This is a genomic window from Chitinophaga sp. sic0106, from assembly GCF_019219075.1.
Taxonomy (GTDB): Bacteria; Bacteroidota; Bacteroidia; order Chitinophagales; family Chitinophagaceae; genus Chitinophaga.
In genome coordinates, this window is record NZ_JAHUWJ010000003.1 from 109,111 (window position 1) to 128,740 (window position 19,630).

Sequence of the window (19,630 nt, forward strand, 5' to 3'; positions counted from 1 at the left end):
TGATTAAAAGTTAATCCTGGATGCCACCACGATCAGCAGCGACAGTACAGAGGCCATAATTGAAATACGTTTTACCTGCTGCATATCTGTGGAGGCCACTTTGTTTTTGTTAGGTTCCACATATATGACATCTCCCTGCCGCAGATAGTAGTAAGGAGAGGTAAACAGGTTGCTGTTGTTAAGATTAAAGCGAACGAATTCCTTTCTGCCATCATTTTCCCTGATGAGGAGTACGTTCTCGCGTTTACCGTAGATGGTAAGATCGCCGGCCATACCCAAAGCATCCATTAAGGTTACTTTTTCGTTTGGCATAATATAGGAAGATGGTTTGGTTACCTCTCCCAGTACGGTCACTTTAAAGTTGGCGAAGCGTACGTTTACCACCGGATCTTTATAAAAAGTGGCGGCTTTAGCCTGGATTTCATCTCTTACCGCATCGGTGCTTTTTCCTTTCACCATCATCTTTCCAATCATAGGGAGAGAGATATTGCCATCCTTATCCACGAGATATCCGTTGATGTTGGTCACCGGCGTTCCGGCAGGTGCAAGTCCCGGCTGCGTTTGACCTTGCTGATTGAGCATGGCAGTGGCATTCGGATCGAGTGTTTGAATGGTTACCTGTAAAATGTCGTCCACCTGGATGGAAGGCGTTTTATAGATAGCTTGTGTGACTGCTGCATTTGGTAGTGTATCCGACAGATCCTTGAAATACGTAATATTTTTGGGTGTACTACAGGCAAACATGCCAAAGGAGACCAGTAGCAGCAGCCAGTACAGAGATCTGTACCTGGGCTGCGTTGCATCTGTCCGTTTTTCGTTTGTTACAATCATAATCACTATTCAATTTTTATATAGGCGTTTGCGTACGCCGTAGTTTACATCGTTATAGTCCCTTTGTCCAGCTCTTCGTAGGAAGAATTTTTACTAATGAATTCGGGTACCAGTTTTTTCATGCGGGCCACTGTTGGCATCAGATAATGTTTGCGTGCGGCTGCGATGAGGTCTTCCACCTCTTCATTTATTACCAGGAAATCGTAGGTACGCACTTTGGCGATCATAATTTTTTCGTGGTAGGTGTGCATAGTATTCTCGGCGTTGTTCAACAGCTCTTCGTAGAGTTTTTCGCCGGGGCGCAGGCCGGTATAAACGATCTGTATGTCTTTACCAGGCTCTTTGCCGGCCATGCGAATCATTTTACGTGCCAGCTCGGCAATTTTCATGGGCTTACCCATATCGAACACAAATATTTCGCCGCCTTGTCCCATAGAACCCGCTTCCAGCACGAGCTGGCAGGCTTCAGGGATGGTCATGAAATAACGGGTAATTTCCGGATGTGTTACGGTAAGCGGGCCACCTTTTTCGAGCTGTTGTTTGAAACGTGGAATTACAGACCCGTTAGAACCAAGTACGTTGCCAAAACGGGTGGTGATGAAGCGTGTCGGAGGTGTGCCATACACTGGCCCCGGCCGCTGGTATTGATCGTTGAGATAATTATTAAATGATTGGGAGAAAATTTCAGCGATGCGTTTGGAAGCGCCCATTACATTGGTAGGATTCACTGCTTTGTCAGTGGATACCATCACGAATTTCTCTACGTTGTATTCTACCGACAGCTCGGCCACTACCTTGGTACCCAGTACGTTGTTGATCACGGCGATGGATGGATTTTTTTCCATCATGGGCACGTGTTTGTAAGCGGCGGCGTGGTACACCATGGCAGGCTGATAGATATCGAACAGCTGCTGCATACGGTTGCTGTCGCACACATTCCCGATAAACGGAATGATCTGTACATTCCCGCTTTTCTCTGCCAGCTCCAGTTCCAGCTCGTGCAGCGGGGATTCCGCTTTGTCGCACAGCACAATCAGGGACGGTTCATATTTCACCAGCTGCCTTACTATCTCACTACCAATAGAACCGGCAGCACCTGTTACCAGGATATTTTTTCCTTTCAGCTCATCGCTGATACGTGGGTTTCGTATTTTGATTTCTGCCCGCTCGAGCAGGTCCTCAATATGAATATCTTTCAATTGTACACCATTATTAGGAACACCATCAATCCACTGACTTACGGGCACTACCTTCTGCACTTTAATATCCAGGAGCATGCAGGCGTCCACGAGTTCGTTTAGCCGGGAGGGTTCGATATCTTCTTCAGGAATTAACAACGTATCTATGTTTGCCTGTTTGACCAGGCGATGCAGTTGTCCGGATTCGGCTGCATAAATGTGCAGGCCTTCCATGGACTTGCCTGCATGTGCCGGATTATGCGCCAGAAACGCCACCACGCGTATTTCAGATGCCGGGTCTTCCGTCAATGCTTTACGCAGCAGCAGGCCTGTGGGACCGGTATAATAAATAGCCGCGCGCACATTATTCTGCGAACGCAGCAGGGAATAATACCGGAAGGTCCATTTCACCAGCAGCCGGTACGACAACAGGGCGAAAGTGCCGATAAAGAAATAAATCAGAATGATGGAAAGCGGCAGTATGTTGAAGTCTGCATACTGCGTGTATACGGCACCGATAGTAAACAGGATAGCACTGCTCAGTATATTCATACCAGCGATGTGACCGATATCGGCCATGCCTGTATGCCGTACAATTCCTCTGTATGTCCGCAGGGACAATGATAACAGGAGGTTTACTCCCAGCACCAACAAGGAAATATGCGCGATCGGATAAGGCGCAATGTCATTCATATCAAAATTCAGCCTGAGTAAAAAGGCGAGATTGATAGCGAGGATAGAACACCCTAAGTCCAGGATCAATATGAGCCATGACGGGGTGATCCATGATGTTTTCCGCACCATAGGTTTCAATAATAAGATATGGTTATATAATATTCTCTCTCAGTTCAGTCCCTGTACAGCCGCTGGTGGAAGGCTTTTCATAGAGGCCATCGTTGTAAGGACTAAACAAGTTAACAAGTCTGCATTCCTACGCTCGAACTTATTTTCGGTTTTCAATAGTGAATGCAAAGTAGAAAATAAAATTTAAAACTCTATCAACGAAACGGAAAATTAATATGTATTTTATAATGATACTTATTGCACCTCGTTACAGTTCGCTCTGGCAGCTGCTCTAAAGTTAATTTGCGATACATGGTCTTTCAATTTTCTGGTTATCAAATGCTGATGATATGGTGTTATTGCTATTCGAATTTCCTAATTCGATATGGTTTTTTCTCAAAGCACAGAGTAGAAACAAACATTATACCAACTAATGGTTTGGGGCTATCTTTTTTTGATAATATTAAACGTTGCGAGCGCAGCGTTTAATATTATCAAAAATAAAAGTATTATTATTAACTAAGGCGTAACCAGCACCAGCAGGCTCTTTGCGCCGTGTGCACCCAGTACAAGCGACTGCTCGATATCTGCTGTTTTTGACGGGCCTGCAATAAAAACGCCGAAGCCAGTTTCAGGGCCGCCGATTTTTTCATAGGCATCATGCATGGTACCAATTATATTTTTACGGGAGATGATAAGCACGAGGTGCTGCGTGATAAACGGTAGCGCACGCACTTTCATTTGCTGCTCGGTTAACCATACTGCACCATTTTCAGCTACAGCAAGTTGCCCGGCAACCAGCGCCACATCAACATCTTCGAGCTGATGCGGATCTTCGTATATCCATTCCTGTTGTATGGATGACCTTGCATCCAATGTTCTTTTTCTTTCCGGCAGATGTTTATCCAGCGCATGAATAATATCTTCTTCCGTGACTACTTCTTCTACTACCGCACCCAATCCTTCCACTACACGTTTATAGTCTTCAAAGCTGTCAGGCATATCAGACAAGCCTTTCAGCGAAGGAAGCAAGGATGACTCCGGTTGATTTTTTTTAACTGCCTTTAATATATTATCCCTGCTGCTCATCGTTATTATTTTTAGCGTACCATTCGGAGAAAGACATTTTAGGAGGTGCCGGCATGTCTCTTTGCTTATACCATGGATTGAAACCGTTATTGACCATTCCCGGCAAAGCCTTGAGCACCCAGCGTCCCATCTTACCGGCCACTTTAAAGGTAGCGGGCGATGATAACACGGCAGTCATTGCTTTCATGCTTACTTTTTTTCCGGTAGCGGCATAACCTTCCTGCACAATCACTTGCCGCCACTTGTACAACTGTGTATGTATATCGATCTTAACCGGGCAAACATTGCTACAGGAGCCACAAAGTGTGGATGCGAACGGTAAGTCTGCGAAGTCTTTCATATCAAGATTCGGTGCCAGGATAGAACCTATCGGACCTGCAACAGCGGTATGATAACTATGCCCTCCGCTACGGCGATACACCGGGCAGGTATTCATGCATGCGCCGCAACGGATACACTTCAGGCTGTTCCTGAAATCTTCGCGGCCCAGTTGCCTGGAGCGGCCATTATCCACCAAAACAATATGCAGCTCCTGCCCTTCCCTTGGCTGGCGGAAATGGCTGCTGTAGGTGGTGATCGGCTGCCCGGTGGCGCTGCGTGCCAGCAGGCGCAGAAACACGCCCAGGTGTTCGCGCCTGGGGATAAGCTTTTCAATCCCCATGCAGGCGATGTGCACTTTGGCGAGGTGTGCGCCCATATCGGCATTTCCTTCGTTGGTACATACCACCATCTCCCCTGTTTCCGCTACTGCGAAGTTGACCCCGGTGATGGCTGCATCTGCCTGTAAAAACTCCTGGCGCAAATGCATACGTGCTGCCGCAGTCAGAAACTGCGGATCTGCATTGCCAGCGGGTGTTCCCAGGTGCTCATGAAACAGGTCGCCTATCTCTTCCTTCTTTTTATGAATACATGGCAGTACGATGTGGCTGGGTGGTTCTTTGGCCAGCTGCACAATGCGCTCTCCCAGGTCGGTATCAATCACATCGATGCCATGGGCTTCCAGGTGCGGGTTGAGGTGACATTCCTCCGTGAGCATGGACTTACTTTTCACCATGCGCTTCACCTGGTGCTTTTGCAGGATATCCAGTACAATACGGTTATGTTCTTCCGCATCGGCGGCCCAGTGTACTATTGCACCGTTGGCGATGGCTTGTTGTTCAAACTGAACGAGGTAGTCGTGCAGGTTACCCAGCACATGCCTTTTTATATCGGAGGCCGCATCTCTGAGCTGTTCCCAGCCGTTTACAGACCAGGCCATGCGGTCGCGTTTTTTTCTTACCCACCACAAAGTTTCATCATGCCAGTTGACGCGGGGTTCATTTTCGTTGAACTTGCCGGCCAGCGTAGCGTGATCAGAAGTATGACTGTTCATCAGATAGTATTGTTAAGGATTTCAGCGATATGCATTACGCGCAGTGGTTGTTTGCGGCGGTTGATGATTCCTTCCAGGTGCATGAGGCAGCTCACGTCAGTACCGGTGATCACTTCCGCATCGTGCTTAACGTGATCGGCTATACGATCTACACCCATTTTCACGGATACGGCTTCTTCCGCCACGCAGAAGGTGCCACCAAAGCCGCAGCACTCGTCCTTGCGGTCGAGGTCTACCAGCTCCAGTCCTTCCACCATACCGAGCAGGTGTCCGGGTTTGGAATAAGGCTGATCAACGAGTTCGGTCATTTGTGCGAGGTGCAGGCCGCGCTGCCCGTGGCAGCTCTGGTGCAGGCCTACTTTATGCGGGAAGCGTGCAGGCAGGGATTCCACTTTAAGGATATCCGTGAGGAATTCAGACAGTTCGTATACGCGCTGACGTATGTTGGTGGCTGCTGCCTCTCTTTTGGGCTCATGCAGGTGCTCTTTAATGTGAAGCACACAGCTGCCGGAAGGGGCAACAACATAATCGAATCCGTCGAAGTGATCCACAAACAGGCTATTGCAGCCATGTGTAAGATGTTCGAAACCGGAATTGGCCATCGGCTGACCGCAACAGGTTTGTCCTTGCGGATATACCACCTGGCAACCCAGCTTTTGTAAAAGCTGTAACGTGGCTATGCCTACCTGCGGATAAAACTGATCTATATAGCAGGGTATAAAGAGTCCGACTTTCAAAATGCTTGATTTATAAGTTGTATGCAAATTTAGCGGGTGCAACTATAGTAAACCATGCAGATTTTTACCGGTTTCTGGTTTTATATTAACATTTTTGTGGTAATATTTTAATCCGCCAGGGTTTCCTCCCTTTGTTTGCGTTGTAAATGGGCTTGTACGGCCCTGATTTCTGCGAAGCTGGCAGCATCCCCGGTCCTTTCCTTGATAGGGCCGGCAGCGGTAGCGCCAAGGTCACGTATATGGTTCATGATGAGCTTTACGGTACCTTCCGGCACAAATTTTTCCAGCTCTAACTCTCCCGCCTCTACGCATTGTGCCAGGTGCGATTCGATGGTGCTCACGGCCAGGTTGCGGGCACCGGCAATTTCGGCCACCGTTTTCCCGCCCAGGAAGAGCTCCAGCGTGCCTTTACGGCTACTGCCCTTTTCTACTTTACCTTTGGTTTTGGCGATCACTTCCGCAGCTTCTGCTTTGTTACGCTTAGCAAGGTAGTCCGTCAGCCCTTTGTTAAACTGAAGGTCACCATAGCTGCATTCCCATACCTGCGCCAGCTTGTTCCAGAAATCTGATTCCAGCGCCATCAGCTGCAGATGGTATTTCTTGGCTTTCGCCTTCTTCACTTCTTCTATATGTTCCTGCAGCGGCACAATCATCTCCTCATATATACTTTTGGTAAAGTACCCTACTGCTTTGGTGATACGCTCCGCCATCTGATCGGTTTCACCGGTTTGTGCCACCACGTCCAGCAGCTGTTTCAGCTGATTGGTGAACTTAGCGGCTACTTCCGCCTGCTGCACGATGATGCTGGAGAGGTACCGGGTAGTTTTTAGCGCCGCATCAAAATCCGGGATTTTCTTATCCTCGATCCATACGGCATGTGACTTAATGAGCGACTGCATCTTGTACCAGTCGAACAGGTGCATGATGGAATTGGCCTGGAACTTTTTGCGTTCCATTTCCAGCAATACCACCAGCTCATTGGGTTCACTTTCCCTACGGGAAAATTCTACAACCCGCGAATCCGTTTTAATACTGCCGAAGCCAATGCGGGAATGTAGTACCAGTCCTTCCAGGGAGGTACAGCGGCTCAGCGCCACGTACACCTGCCCGGCTGCAAAGGCGTAACCGGCATCAATAATAGCCCTTTCAAAGGTAAGCCCCTGGCTTTTATGGATGGTAATAGCCCAGGCGAGGCGGATAGGAAACTGTGTGAAGCTGCCTATTTCTTCCTCTTCAATGCTGTTTTCATCTGCATTATAGTGATAGCGGATATTACGCCAAGTTTCCTTTTCCAGCTTCATTTCTTCGTGGGAGCCGGAGAGCACCAGGGTGATCTGGTCATCATCTATTTCCTTTACTGTGGCGATTTTGCCATTATAATATCTTCTTGGCTGTGCGATATCGTTTTTAAGGAACATCACCTGAGCACCTACTTTGAGTTGCAATACCATTTCTGTAGGCAAGGCTTTGTCGCTGAAATCCCCTTCTATCTTACCTTCGAAGCGATAGAGCTTCCCCTCCATGGAGTTGAGGCGATAGTTATTGATATCATCCGCTTTGCGGTTATGCGTGGTGAGCACGATGTATTCCGCATCCTCCCCGGTAAACTCAGGCTGGTAATATTCATTGAGCAGTTGCAGGTCCTCTCCTTCCACTTCGTTGTTACGAATGCGGTTGAGTACATCGATAAACACCTGCTCATTCTGGCGGTATATTTTCTTCAGTTCGATGTAAAGTGGCGTTTCATGTTCCAGGGCTTTAGCATCAAAGAAGAAAGGAGAATTATAGTATTGAGAGAGGAGTGCCCATTCATCCTCGGGGATCACTGGTGGCAACTGGTAGAGGTCCCCGATGAACAGGACCTGTACGCCGCCAAATGGCTGCAGTGGCTTATTCCGGAAGTGCCGCAGGATCTGATCAATTGCATCGAGCATATCGCAGCGCACCATACTTACTTCATCAATGATGAGCAGCTCCAGTTCCTGGAGCAGTGATTTCTTGTCGTTGGTAAAGCGGATGTTACGGAACAGGGAATGCCTGTCGGTACTGCTTACACCGTCGTCAGAGAAGCCTCTTTTAGTGCCTGGCACGTAGGGACCGAAGGGCAGCTGAAAAAAGGAGTGCATGGTAACACCTCCCGCATTGATGGCGGCTACACCGGTAGGTGCCACGATCACCGTATTTTTGCGGGATTGGTCTTTTATATATTTAAGAAATGTAGTCTTTCCTGTACCTGCCTTTCCTGTCAGGAAGATGTGGCGGTTGGTCTGGTTAACAAAATCTGCCGCCAGGTGAAAGATGACATTTGAGTTGTCTGGTTGGGCCATTAAGCGTCAAGTTGAAACTGCGAATATAGGGATTTCGGGGGAGACTTTTCTTGCGAAGAATTATAGTTTGGAGGTGGGTTTTATTTGCCATTGTGAGAAAAAAACGCGTGGGGAGAAAGACCCATCCGTTTGAGGAAACAGGCAGCAGATATAAAAAAAGACCCGCCGTGGACGGCGGGTCTTTTAAATTACCAAACTATTATCGGAATAATATTATGCTAATCTTACGTTTACAGCATTCGGGCCCTTTCTACCTTCTTCCACGTCGAATACTACGCGGTCGTTTTCGCCGATGCTTTCTTTAATACCAGATACGTGAACAAAGATTTCCTGATTCGTACCTTCGATTTTAATGAAGCCAAAACCTTTAGTTTCATTAAAAAATTTTACAACACCTGTTTGCATTTATTTAATTTTTAATAGTGAACGTATTCTCGCCTTTATAACTCAGCAGGCTCGCTGCGCAACTAAAAGAAAAAAGAGGAAAGCTGATCGGGAAGTGATGATCACTGACTGAAATGCAATTCAATATTCTTAAGAAGCGTTACGAAGATAGGTCTAATCTACTTACCATCCTAATTTTTTTCTTTTTTAACGAAACCTTGCATGGAATAGACATTCTAATGTTTTAGATATACATTTGTATGCATATGAAACATCCTGATTCATGGCGCATAAAGGCCATACTCACCGGTTCCGCGGGGAATATGGTAGAATGGTACGACTGGTACATTTATTCGACCTTTTCCTTATACTTTGCCCCTGTTTTTTTTCCCAAGGGCAGTTATACGGCCCAGTTACTGAATACGGCGGCCATCTTTGCGGTAGGGTTCCTGATGCGCCCAATCGGAGGCTGGATGTTTGGCGCTATTGCCGACCGGAAAGGGCGTAAAGCCGCCATGACACTCTCTGTGCTGATGATGTCGTTCGGGTCCATGCTCATTGCTTTTACGCCCGGTTACACGGAAATAGGCGTACTGGCGCCCGTGCTGCTTTGCCTGGCGCGGCTCCTGCAGGGCCTCAGCGTGGGCGGCGAATACGGCACCAGCGCCACCTACCTCAGCGAGGTAGCTACTGCCGGCCTACGTGGCTTTTACTCCAGTTTCCAGTATGTAACACTGATCGGCGGCCAGCTCCTGGCCCTGGGCGTGCAAATGCTGCTGCAAAAAGTGTTTCTTACGCCGGACCAACTACACACCTGGGGATGGCGCATACCTTTTATCATCGGGGCTTTGCTGGCCTTCTATGTATTATATCTCCGCAAAAACATGCATGAATCCACCGCCTTTGAAAAAGAGAAAAAAACAAAGGATCAGGGGTCTGTAAAAGTACTGTTCACCAAACATCCGCGGGCAGTGTTAACCGTGGTAGGTCTTACCCTGGGCGGTACCGTGGCCTTTTATACCTACACCACCTACATGCAGAAATTCCTGGTGAATACGGTGCATATGACCATTGAAAAAGCTACTACCATCACGTTTTTCCTGATGCTGATATATGCCTGTTTGCAACCGCTGGCAGGTTGGCTGTCGGACAAAATTGGCCGCAAACCCTTACTCATGGCTTTTGGCATCCTGGGCACCCTATGTACTGTGCCCCTGCTGACGGCCCTGAGTCATACCGATACGGTATGGGGCGCCTTCTGGCTGATCCTCGGTGCGCTGATCATTGTAACCGGCTACACCAGTATTAACGCGGTGGTGAAAGCAGAATTATTCCCTGCCGAAATCAGGGCACTGGGCGTGGGATTCCCTTATGCCTTAACGGTGGCCGTTTTTGGCGGCACAGCGGAACCTCTCGCCCTGTTCTTTAAGCAACAGGGAATGGAATCCGGTTACTATTGGTACGTAACCGGCTGCATATTTATCTCCCTGCTGGTTTATATTACGTCCAAAGACAGTAAAAAGCATTCCTATCTGGACAAAGAAATGAAAGCCTAGCGGCGGATTTCCCGGAAAGTGCCATCCTCCTTACCGATGATGAGCAGGTGCGCCATGCCTATAAACAGGCCATTTTCCACCACACCCGGGATATCATTGAGCTGGGCGTGTAAGGTTTCCGGATCGGCAATATGCTCGTAATGGCAATCGGCAATTAAATTACCGTTGTCGGTGACAAAATACTGATCCCCTTTTTTACGCAATGCCGGCGCTGCATGCAGCTGCTGTAGCCTGCGCAGGGTGAGCTCATACGCAAAGGGAATAATTTCTACCGGCAGTGGAAATTTTCCCAACTGCTGCACTAATTTAGCCTCTTCCGCAATCACAATCATCTGTTCGGATGCTGCAGCCACAATCTTTTCCCGAAGCAGCGCACCGCCCCCGCCTTTGATCAAACGCAGCTGCATATCCGCCTCATCTGCGCCATCAATATCTAGATCAATCTTTTCTACTTCACTGAAAGGAATAATGGTAATGCCCTGTGCGCCGGCCAGGTCCTCCGATTCCCGGGAGGTTGCCACTGCTTTTATCTGCAACCCTTCCCTAACCATTTCGCCTATACGCATAATGGCGTAATACGCCGTACTACCCGTTCCCAGTCCCACCGTCATTCCCGGCCTGATATATGTTGCTGCCTGTTCCGCAGCTGCTTTTTTCGCGATATTTACCTGCATGTAACAAATATAAGCCATCGGTACAATTTGGAAATCTTGCCGAACTCAACTAATTTTTGCTAATAAATCTTTTTGCTTTGAGAAAATTTTCATTACTGTTACTGGCAGCCTCCCTTGGCCAACTTCCTGCTATTGGGCAGGAAAATCCGGCTGCCGGCGCCATCAACGCCGATGTACTCAGCAGGCATATCAGCGTGCTGGCATCTGATGCGTTTGAAGGCCGCAAACCGTTTACCCGCGGGGAGGACAGCTCCATTAACTACATAGCTGCCCGGCTTAAAGCCCTGGGCCTTAAGCCGGGCAATGGCAACAGCTATTTCCAGGAGGTGCCTATGGTCAATATCTTCTCCCAGCCAGCCTCCGACCTGGTCATCAAAGGTGCCAAAGGTGCCATCAACCTTAAATACCTGGAGGATTATGTGGCCGCTACCCGCCGCGTACAAAACCAGGTAACGCTCTCCAACTCCGAACTGGTATTTGCCGGATACGGTATTGTAGCGCCGGAGTACAACTGGAACGACTATAAAGGCCTGAACGTAAAAGGCAAAACGGTGGTAGTAATGGTCAATGACCCGGGCTTTGCGGACAGCACGCTGTTTAAGGGGCGTACCATGACCTACTATGGCCGCTGGACCTATAAATTCGAAGAAGCCTCCCGCCAGGGCGCTACCGGCTGTATCATCATCCATGAAACGGCCGCCGCCAGCTATCCCTGGAAAGTGGTGCGCAGCAGCTGGAGCAATTCCAAACTGCACCTGCAAACAGCGGATAATAATATGTCGCGCACCATCCTGGAAGGCTGGATCAGCCAGGAATCGGCCGTTAAGCTGTTTGAACTCGCCGGCCTCTCCCCCGACCTCATGCGCCAGGCTAAAAACAAAGGATTCAAACCGGTGGACCTGCATCTGCAAACTTCACTCGTTATCAATAACACGATTAAGAAATCAACCTCCCATAACGTACTCGGTATTCTCCCCGGCACCAAAAGGCCACAGGAATGCGTGGTATACTCCGCCCACTGGGATCATTTTGGCATTGGTGAAAGCATCAACGGTGATTCCATTTACAACGGCGCAGTAGATAATGCCAGCGGAACGGCGGGTTTAATTGCACTTGCCACCGCATTCACCAAAGTACAGCCCGGCCCCGAACGTTCCCTGCTCTTCCTCGCTGTAACCGGCGAAGAACAAGGATTGCTGGGTTCAGAATACTATGCCAGTCACCCCGTATTTGCACCAGCCAAAACCGTTGCCGATATCAACCTCGACGTGATGAATTATTTCGGACGCACCAAAGATGTAACGGTAATTGGAAAAGGACAGTCGGAACTGGATGAATATGTACAGCGCTCCGCGGCAAAACAAGGCAGGGTCACCATTCCGGAAGACCATCCGGAGGGTGGCTGGTTCTTCCGCTCCGACCACTTCAATTTCGCTAAAAAAGGTGTACCGGGATTATACATCGGGCCTGGCACTAGTGCTATAGGCAAAGATCCGAATTGGGCAAAAGAACAGATTGCTACGTATAACCGTGAACGTTATCATTCACCTAAAGACGAATTTGACCCTAACACCTGGAAACTGGATGGTATGATCGAAGACCTGAAACTGGTATTTGACGTAGGACTCTCCCTAAGCAATGAATCTACCTTCCCTAAATGGAAGGAAGGATCAGAGTTTAAGGGCATTAGAAAGTAAATCAAAAGACGAATATAAGATGGTACTGTTTGGATTAATTATGATGGGATTGATTTTATTCCTTTATATATGGAATATGTTCGTCCGTAGGAAAAAGCTGAAAAACTCCGTTCCGGATACCTACAAACCATTGCTGCAGGAGCATGTACGCTACTACCAGCAATTGGACGAACCGGACAAAGCGCGGTTCGACAGTAAAGTGGCCCGCTTCCTGAAACGGACGACGATTGAAGGAGTGGGCACTGCAATCGAACCACTGGATCGCGTACTGGTAGCTGCCAGTGCTATCATTCCCATCTTTGGTTTTAAGGACTGGGAGTATTTTAATCTCACTAACGTGATTCTCTATCCGGATACTTTCAATGAGAGTTATCAATACGAAGGCAATCGGCGTAACATACTGGGGATGGTAGGCAGCGGTTCTCTCAACGGGCAAATGGTACTCTCCAGAAGTGCCCTCCGCGAAGGATTCTCCAATGTAACAGATAAGAATAACACGGCTATTCATGAGTTTGTACACCTGCTGGATAAATCCGACGGGTATGTGGACGGCATGCCGCGACACCTGCTGGAACACAGCTACAGTATACCGTGGATGAAGCTGGTGCACCAAACAATTCAGCAGATGGCAGCAGGACATACGGATATCAATCCCTATGGCGCTACCAATGAAGGAGAGTTTTTTGCCGTGATTTCGGAATACTTTTTTGAACGACCGGATCTGCTGGCGGAGAAGCATCCGGAGTTGTATGCCATGTTGACAAAAATTTTTCAGCAGGACCCGGCGGCGAATCATCAGCATCCGGAAACTGGTTTTTGATTTTTATAACCCGGTAATTAGACCGAAGGTCTGATTACGGAAAAAGGAGGTCCACCGCCGGTGGACCTCCTTTTTCCATTTTATTTCTTGTGCAAATATTTGACTACAGCGACTTCACGCGGATATTGCGGAAACGCACCACATCCCCATGTCCGAGGAAACCGATATGACCGGTTTCATTTTTCAGACCAGGATGCTCCTTATGATCCAAGGTGCCGTTGGCACTGGCAGCAGCGATATCACCATCCAGAATGGTTTCACCGTTGAGGATGACTTTCACTTTATTGCCTTTCACTACTACCTCTTCATAGTTCCACTCTCCTACTGGTTTGAGGAAGCCACGTTTGGCAGGGATCACACCATACACGGAGCCATGGTACTGATATTCGTGCAGGTTTTTGTACATATCTGCTTCGTTGTCGATGATCTGCAATTCCATGCCTTTATAAGCGGCATCACCGGAAAGCGGTGCGCGGATACCCAGGCCGTTATTAGCACCAGGCGTGAGCTGAAATTCGAAACGGTAGATAAAATCTTTGAATTCTTCTTTGGTAAACAGGTTACCGGAACCACCTCTTTTGGGGTAGATGACCAGGTCACCGTCTTCCATAACGTAGCTGGTGGTGTTGCCTGTCCATGCATGCATATTGGTACCATCAAACAGTACTTTATACCCGGCCTTTTTTTCCTCATCGCTTAATACGTAAGGTTTAGGGCGTGGCAATTCCTTGATATAAAGATCACGGTAGGCAACATAAGTACCGTGTGCCTGGAGTTCAATCTGCTCTTCCGGGAAGATAGGCAGGCCTTTATCCCAGTAGTTTTCCATGATGGTATTGTTGGTGACCAGTTGTCCGTTGAGGTAAACCGTAACGCGGTCGCCTTTCATGATGATGTGGAAGTGATTCCATTCACCGATGGCGTTATCTGCCAGCGTTAGTGGCTTGCTTACATTCGACTGGTTGTTATAGAGGCCACCGGAGCCTACTTCAGCCCCTACATCTGTACGGGACGTATCCCAGATCTGTACCTGTGGCGTACCACGGAGATAGATACCGGCGTCACCTTTAGCGGTGATTTTCCAATCTACCAGCATTTCGAAGTCGCCATATTTTCTGGTGGTGCAGAGGTTATCCCCTTCGCCGTTGAAAACGAGGAGGCCATCTTTTACGGACCAGCCTTTATTCATTTTCTCGTTGGCTTTTGTTTGGGCAGACTTCAGTGCTTTTTCGGTCATTTTCCCGCGTGCTACCGGGTTTTCAACGAGGCCTTTCCAGCCGTTGAGGTCAGTGCCATTGAAGATGGACACAAAGCCTTCGCCTGCGGGCATTTCGTTGAGGTATTTGCGGATAGACTGGCGTTGGTAGTCGGCATCGCCACCTTTGAGTTGAGCGCTTGCTTTTTCGAGGAGTGTTTTAACTACCGGGCCGGCATAAGATTTATCGGCCAGGGCAATATCCATTACGGCATCAGCAGCGGCGGCGCCCAAGTTAGGCGATTCCAGGTAGCGGCCAGCCAGCAGCAGGGCGTTATAGGATTTGCATTTATTGAGTACCTGTAAAGCTTTGAGTTGTACTTTTTCGCTGGAGGTGATGTCCAGTGCATTGCGCACCATCAATACCTTTTGATCGGCAGGTATTGTTTTGGCAGATGCCAGTCCTACATAGCCCAGCAGCGCTTGTTCCTGGTATACCACAAAGTCTTTGTTACCTGCGATGCGCAGGAGCGGCAGCGCGGCATCCGCATTGGACCAGTCGGCCAGTGCGCGGATGGCAGCATCTTTCGTAGTGGCGTCACCGTTATTAAAGGCATCTACCACCGCTTCCAGTGCATCTTTAGAACCGATACCTGCCAGTACGCCCAGGTAGCGGGATTTGCTGGCTGCCGGTGCGGCCTGCATAAACTGCTTTGCCTGCTCCGGAGAGATGGCTGCGTTAATCAGCGCCTGTTGTGCAGCAGTAGTTTCCAGGCTGTTGGTAGCATTGTTGAGCAGGGTAACCAGTACGGGTACACTCTTCTGATCAGCGATGGCTGGCAATGCTTTATAGGCAGCCGTGCGCAGGTTTGCGTCGGTACCGGAGGCAGCGTCGGTGATGAGTTTACCCTCGTCTGCCGCTTTTCGTGCAGCCAGTACCGTTATAGCGGCTGATTTAGCAGCCGGGGTAAGCGTAGGGAATGCGGTGGCAACAGCTGTTACCACTTCCCCACCTGGCATAATGAGCAGTGCATTTTCCACGGCTTCCACTGTGGCAGGGTTGCTGGAATTAAAGGTATTGATTAATACAGGGAGATGTTTAGTGCCGCCGATGCGACCTGCTGCGTCAATAGCGGCAACGCTGATCTGCGGGTCCTGGCTGGAAATCAGCTCAGTGATGGCTGGCAGGGCGTATTCGGCTTTGTTATCGGCGAAAATGCGGATAGCGGCAGCCTTGGTAGCGTTATCTGCCGTGCGGAACTGTTTTAACACCATTGCCTGCTGGGCGGTGGTGAGGGTGGCGCTGTTGGCGCCGATCAGTTTCCAGGCAGCATCTCTTACGCGGGGACGCGGATCGCTGGCGGCGGTGAGCCAGGTACTCAGCGCTTTAGCCCCGTCGTTGGCACTGATGATGTGCAGGGCTGCCACGTAAGCATTTTCCTGCGGCACTCCTTTGGTAACCGGCAGCAGAGCGGCGGCCAGGCTAGTAGCGAGTTTTTTATCGCTCAGTGCAGCGAGGTAAGTAAGATACGATGCGGTGGCGTTCGTACGGTCGTAACCGTAGGCCGCTTTAGCAGCGTTGGCTTTGAGTGTGCTGGCGGCGGCAGGATCGGCGATATGTGCCAGTGCGTAGTTCGAGACTTTGGCAAGATCCGCATTGTTGCCGGCGGCGAGCTTCATGATGGCTGCATTGGCTGCAGCGGCCTTGGCATCTCCCAAAGCCTGTACCAGGGTAATCTGGCGATTACCTGTGGCGGTAGCCAGGGCAGCAACGAGTGCCTGTTTACTTTCCGGTGTATTAATTTTCACGAGTGCGCGGGCGGCAGGATCGCAGAGGCGTTCATCTGCCAGCAGCGGCGTGAGTGTGGCTACGGACGGGTTACCGGCCAGCGTTTGCACCTGGCGTACCAGGAAGGCTTTTACTTCCGGGTTGGTAGCTTTGGCAGCAGCTTTGGAATAAGCCTGTACGGCGGTGGCGCGATTACTTTCCTGACCCGGTGCGGTCACATAAAATGCGTAGCCGGCGAGGGCGTATTCCATTTTAGTGTTGTCGCCTTTTCCCGGGGCCGACAGCAGATCAGCCATCTGGCCGATGCCGGTAGCACCAAGGGAGGATATTTCCAGGAAGTACTTATTCTGTTCGGCCCTGTTGCTGGCCGGGAAACGGGCCAGTACATCGGCCACTTTGGTATGCAGTGCGCGCTGGTCCGGGGCTGGCTGAGCAAAGGCGCCCACTCCGAGGAACAACAGCGGCAGTATGGTAAATGAAAATTTCTTCATGATCAGTTGAAATTAAATGGTCCAAGGTCCGCGCATAGGCTGGAAAATTAGGTTATTGGCGCCTTCATCATTGAGGAACACCTGGTTTACCGGATCGAACTGCAGGTTGCGATTGAGCTGCAGGGCGATTTTACCCATGTTTACCAGGGTAGCGGAGCGGTGGCCATTTTCTTCATTGAGGGCAAATTTGCGGCGCAGTTTCACGGCTTCTACGAAGTCGGTTTGCTGTGGCAGCGGATCAGGGAAGGCGGCCAGTTTCTTTTCCAGGTCTGGAATGGTGGATTTGAAACCAGGGTATAGTTTACCATTAGGTCCTTCGATGTAGGCGGCTTTTTCGTCTTTACCTTCTCCGTCGAGGATGATCTGGCAGCCATCGGCGTAGGTGTAGATGATGCGGCGCCAGGTGCCTACGGCATCCGGATGCTGCTGAGGTGCGTCTACTTCTACTTTCACGGGGCTGGTGTTATCCTTGCCGAGGAAGTATTGGATAGGATCGAGGTAGTGCTGGCCCATATCACCGAGTCCACCGCCGTCGTAATCCCAGTAGCCGCGGAAGGTTTGGTGTACGCGGTGTTGGGTGTATGGTTTATAAGGGGCGGGGCCCAGCCACATGTCGTAGTCCAGATCGGCCGGCACCGGCATTTCAGGGAGGTTGGTTTTCCCTACCCAGTAGAATTTCCAGTCGAAGCCGGTGTGTTTGCTCACGGTCACTTTGAGTGGCCATCCGAGCAGGCCGCTGTCCACCAGTTTTTTAATTGGCTTTACGGTGGTGCCCATACCGTAGAAGTTATCCGAGAAGCGGAACCAGGTATTGAGGCGGAAGATACGGCCATGTTGCTGTACGGCTTCCACCAGGCGTTTACCTTCACCTATGGTGGCTGTCATTGGTTTTTCGCACCAGATATCTTTTCCGGCGCGGGCGGCATCGGCGGCGATGATACCGTGCCAGTGCGGTGGTGTGGCGATATGAACGATATCAACTTCCGGGAGGGTGATGACCTCGCGGTAGTCGGTAAATGTTTTTACTGATTTATCTTTCAGCTGATCCATGGCCAGTTTGAGGTGACTGCGGTCTACATCGCATACGGCTACCACGCGGGTGCCGGCGTATCCGAAGTGTCCGCGTCCCATACTACCCGTACCGATGACGGCTTTGGTGAGTTGATCGCTGGGTGCAAGGTATCCGCGTCCCAGCACGTGTCTGGGAACAATTGTGAAAGCTGCCAGTGCGCCAAGGGAGTTCCTGATAAAGGAGCGCCTGGAATTGCTTGTCTGTTTAGTCATAAGGTGTGATTATAGAGTAGATTTATTTGTTCACTAGCAATAGGCATGCGCAGCGGTCAAAGGTTCACTGTGGATTCAGGAATAGCGTCAGTTATCAGTACATCTACGAGGTGCGCATGATTATCTTGGAAAGATAATGGCGAAAGGGGGGATTTGCAAGCATGGGCGGATTAAATGTGATGAACGGTGGGTGGATTTTGCTTTACCTTTTTGCCCGCTTCGCGGGCAGAAAGGTAAGGATTGTATTTTGTTGTTTTTTTAAGGGAGATTTATTTTCCGCCGTTGGAGGAAAATAAATCTCCCTGGATGTAAAGACCAAAGGTCTTTACATCCAGGGAGAAAAAAACTTATTGGGAAAAAACGCAGGCCTGCTTATACTCTTGTGCTGCTCTGCGTCAAAAGCAATTACAAGGGCTATTGGACCTCAATCACGCATTCACTGTTTCGCCGTACCAAACGCTGGCAGCGCCGATGATGGCGGCAGACTCACCCAGCATGGCTATACGAACAGGGAGATGTATGTGGTGTGCGGCGAGCTGAAGGGTCAGTGCAGGTAAAAATAACGGGGCAGCGTTGGCGATGTTTCCACCGAGTACGATTACTTCCGGATTTTCGTCCTGTACAAATGGGACGAGGAATGCGGCGAGGTTAACGGCAAATTCCTGGAAGATGGATTTTACGCGGTCGTCCTGTTCTACCAGTTCGCATAAAGCTTTTACATCTTTTACGGTTTGCCCGCTCATTGCTTCATAGCGTTTTACAAACCAGCGGGTAGATATATAATCTTCTGCGATGCTGTTTTTAAAGGGAGCGCACCAGCGGTCGGCATCTTTGGCCAGGTGCCCGTCGTAGGTAGCTGATCCGAGGCCGGTACCGAGTGTAAGCCCGATAGCGCGTTTAAATTCGCGTGCGGCACCGCTAAAGCCTTCCCCTTGCAGGAAGCAGCCGGCATCATTGATGAACTGGATATTTTTGGGTGATATATTCAATTTTGCAGCGAGGAGTTCCTTTACATTCAGGTTGAATAGTGCATCATATTTATCCTGGTTCTGCATTTTGCTGATGCCCAGGTCATAGTCAAACGGGCCTGGCATTCCGATGCCTATCACTATATTATCGTTGGCTGCTTCTTTGGTGACCTCGCTGATCACTGCTGCCCATGCGGTGATGATATCGTCCGCTGCGCCTTTGGAGTTCACGCGTTCACGACGCCATGTTTTTTCGATGATGGATCTGTTTTCCAGATCTACTAATGCTGCCGTTATGTGCGAGCCTCCTATATCCACTCCTACAGCCATGGAATTTTTCATATGTTAAAAAATCAGGTTTTACGCTAAATCGTTTTAGCGATGAGGACAAATATAATATATTTTTTTATTCAGGTAGGTTTTTTCTGAACTCTCCGTTAAAACCTATACTGGCA

14 protein-coding genes are annotated in these 19,630 nt (G+C 49.4%); 3 read left to right on the forward strand and 11 right to left on the reverse strand.

Going from position 1 to position 19,630, the window contains the following annotated elements:
* Positions 1 to 3: 3 nt before the first annotated feature.
* From KW844_RS05445 to KW844_RS05475, 7 genes are all read right to left on the reverse strand, one after another.
* The gene (locus KW844_RS05445) at positions 4 to 831 is read right to left on the reverse strand and encodes a polysaccharide biosynthesis/export family protein (protein WP_073086994.1); all 828 of its coding nucleotides are present in this window, start codon (positions 829 to 831) and stop codon (positions 4 to 6) included.
* A 44-nt stretch (positions 832 to 875) separates the two neighbouring features.
* The gene (locus tag KW844_RS05450; protein WP_255578231.1) at positions 876 to 2,813 is read right to left on the reverse strand and encodes a nucleoside-diphosphate sugar epimerase/dehydratase; all 1,938 of its coding nucleotides are present in this window, start codon (positions 2,811 to 2,813) and stop codon (positions 876 to 878) included.
* 498 nt (positions 2,814 to 3,311) lie between these two features.
* Positions 3,312 to 3,881 (reverse strand): LUD domain-containing protein, encoded by a 570-nt coding sequence (locus KW844_RS05455; protein ID WP_218375705.1) that lies wholly within the window; start codon positions 3,879 to 3,881, stop codon positions 3,312 to 3,314.
* Entirely contained in the window at positions 3,865 to 5,253 is a 1,389-nt protein-coding gene (locus tag KW844_RS05460) for a lactate utilization protein B (protein ID WP_218375706.1), read from the reverse strand. The genes KW844_RS05455 and KW844_RS05460 overlap by 17 nt, the downstream gene beginning before the upstream one ends.
* Positions 5,253 to 5,990 (reverse strand): (Fe-S)-binding protein, encoded by a 738-nt coding sequence (locus KW844_RS05465; RefSeq protein WP_218375707.1) that lies wholly within the window; start codon positions 5,988 to 5,990, stop codon positions 5,253 to 5,255. Before KW844_RS05465 ends, KW844_RS05460 begins: the two co-directional genes overlap by 1 nt.
* Before the next feature lie 107 nt (positions 5,991 to 6,097).
* Complete coding sequence (locus KW844_RS29290) at positions 6,098 to 8,317, reverse strand: helix-turn-helix domain-containing protein (RefSeq protein ID WP_218375708.1); 2,220 nt, start codon at positions 8,315 to 8,317, stop codon at positions 6,098 to 6,100.
* 213 nt (positions 8,318 to 8,530) lie between these two features.
* Positions 8,531 to 8,722 carry a cold-shock protein gene (locus KW844_RS05475; protein ID WP_073086969.1) on the reverse strand — a complete coding sequence of 64 codons (192 nt, stop codon included), beginning with the start codon at positions 8,720 to 8,722 and terminating at the stop codon, positions 8,531 to 8,533.
* Between the two features lie 245 nt (positions 8,723 to 8,967).
* On the opposite strand from KW844_RS05475, the gene KW844_RS05480 reads away from it, so the two are divergent.
* Positions 8,968 to 10,257, forward strand: coding sequence for an MFS transporter (locus KW844_RS05480; protein ID WP_255578233.1), 1,290 nt, complete (start codon positions 8,968 to 8,970; stop codon positions 10,255 to 10,257).
* Here the strand turns inward: KW844_RS05480 and rpiA are convergent.
* Positions 10,254 to 10,949, reverse strand: a complete 696-nt coding sequence (gene rpiA / locus KW844_RS05485) for a ribose-5-phosphate isomerase RpiA (protein ID WP_255578234.1) — start codon at positions 10,947 to 10,949, stop codon at positions 10,254 to 10,256. The genes KW844_RS05480 and rpiA overlap by 4 nt on opposite strands.
* Positions 10,950 to 11,008: 59 nt before the next feature.
* Between rpiA and KW844_RS05490 the strand changes: the two genes are divergently transcribed.
* A complete protein-coding gene (locus KW844_RS05490; protein ID WP_255578235.1) occupies positions 11,009 to 12,628 on the forward strand; it encodes a M28 family metallopeptidase in 1,620 nt (539 codons plus the stop codon).
* A gap of 76 nt (positions 12,629 to 12,704) precedes the next feature.
* Positions 12,705 to 13,448, forward strand: coding sequence for a zinc-dependent peptidase (locus tag KW844_RS05495; RefSeq protein WP_255578236.1), 744 nt, complete (start codon positions 12,705 to 12,707; stop codon positions 13,446 to 13,448).
* Between the two features lie 103 nt (positions 13,449 to 13,551).
* Here KW844_RS05495 and KW844_RS05500 read toward each other — a convergent pair whose 3' ends face one another.
* From KW844_RS05500 to KW844_RS05510, 3 genes are all read right to left on the reverse strand, one after another.
* Positions 13,552 to 16,923, reverse strand: a complete 3,372-nt coding sequence (locus KW844_RS05500) for a DUF1080 domain-containing protein (protein WP_218375712.1) — start codon at positions 16,921 to 16,923, stop codon at positions 13,552 to 13,554.
* A 12-nt stretch (positions 16,924 to 16,935) separates the two neighbouring features.
* Positions 16,936 to 18,207: a Gfo/Idh/MocA family oxidoreductase gene (locus KW844_RS05505; RefSeq protein ID WP_218375713.1), complete on the reverse strand. Its 1,272-nt coding sequence runs from the start codon at positions 18,205 to 18,207 to the stop codon at positions 16,936 to 16,938.
* A gap of 428 nt (positions 18,208 to 18,635) precedes the next feature.
* Positions 18,636 to 19,517 (reverse strand): ROK family protein, encoded by an 882-nt coding sequence (locus KW844_RS05510; protein WP_218375714.1) that lies wholly within the window; start codon positions 19,515 to 19,517, stop codon positions 18,636 to 18,638.
* Between the last annotated feature and the right edge of the window lie 113 nt (positions 19,518 to 19,630).

Bases quoted from the DNA above. Each gene is read 5' to 3' on its own strand.
- KW844_RS05445 (WP_073086994.1), bottom strand. From the start codon at position 831: ATGATTGTAACAAACGAAAAACGGACAGATGCAACGCAGCCCAGGTAC.
- KW844_RS05450 (WP_255578231.1), bottom strand. From the start codon at position 2,813: ATGGTGCGGAAAACATCATGGATCACCCCGTCATGGCTCATATTGATC.
- KW844_RS05455 (WP_218375705.1), bottom strand. From the start codon at position 3,881: ATGAGCAGCAGGGATAATATATTAAAGGCAGTTAAAAAAAATCAACCG.
- KW844_RS05460 (WP_218375706.1), bottom strand. From the start codon at position 5,253: ATGAACAGTCATACTTCTGATCACGCTACGCTGGCCGGCAAGTTCAAC.
- KW844_RS29290 (WP_218375708.1), bottom strand. From the start codon at position 8,317: ATGGCCCAACCAGACAACTCAAATGTCATCTTTCACCTGGCGGCAGAT.
- KW844_RS05475 (WP_073086969.1), bottom strand. From the start codon at position 8,722: ATGCAAACAGGTGTTGTAAAATTTTTTAATGAAACTAAAGGTTTTGGC.
- KW844_RS05480 (WP_255578233.1), top strand. From the start codon at position 8,968: ATGAAACATCCTGATTCATGGCGCATAAAGGCCATACTCACCGGTTCC.
- rpiA (WP_255578234.1), bottom strand. From the start codon at position 10,949: ATGGCTTATATTTGTTACATGCAGGTAAATATCGCGAAAAAAGCAGCT.
- KW844_RS05495 (WP_255578236.1), top strand. From the start codon at position 12,705: ATGTTCGTCCGTAGGAAAAAGCTGAAAAACTCCGTTCCGGATACCTAC.
- KW844_RS05500 (WP_218375712.1), bottom strand. From the start codon at position 16,923: ATGAAGAAATTTTCATTTACCATACTGCCGCTGTTGTTCCTCGGAGTG.
- KW844_RS05505 (WP_218375713.1), bottom strand. From the start codon at position 18,207: ATGACTAAACAGACAAGCAATTCCAGGCGCTCCTTTATCAGGAACTCC.
- KW844_RS05510 (WP_218375714.1), bottom strand. From the start codon at position 19,517: ATGAAAAATTCCATGGCTGTAGGAGTGGATATAGGAGGCTCGCACATA.